Below are 242 nucleotides of genomic sequence, written 5' to 3' on the forward strand. Positions count from 1 at the left end.
GAGCACGCGAGCTTCAACGTCGCGATGGCGCTGCTGTTCGGCCGCACGCTGATGGCCGGCCAGGTGCCGCTGTGCACGCGCTTCGCGGCGATGATTCACGGCGAGATCACGCCGGCCGTCGCGCGCTACACGCGGCGCATCACGCTCGCGTGGGCGCTGTTCTTCGTCGCGATCGCGGCCGTGTCGACGCTGCTGTTCGCGACCGCGCCGATCGCCGCGTGGTCGACCTTCGCCAACTACCT

The 242-nt window shown here is 70.2% G+C and carries 1 pseudogene; it reads left to right on the forward strand.

What is annotated here, in order from left to right:
* Positions 1 to 242: pseudogene (locus tag SB771_RS36580) on the forward strand (hypothetical protein); the annotation flags it as partial.

The sequence above is a fragment of the Burkholderia sp. SIMBA_051 genome (genome assembly GCF_046534915.1).
Lineage (GTDB): Bacteria > Pseudomonadota > Gammaproteobacteria > Burkholderiales > Burkholderiaceae > Burkholderia > Burkholderia ambifaria.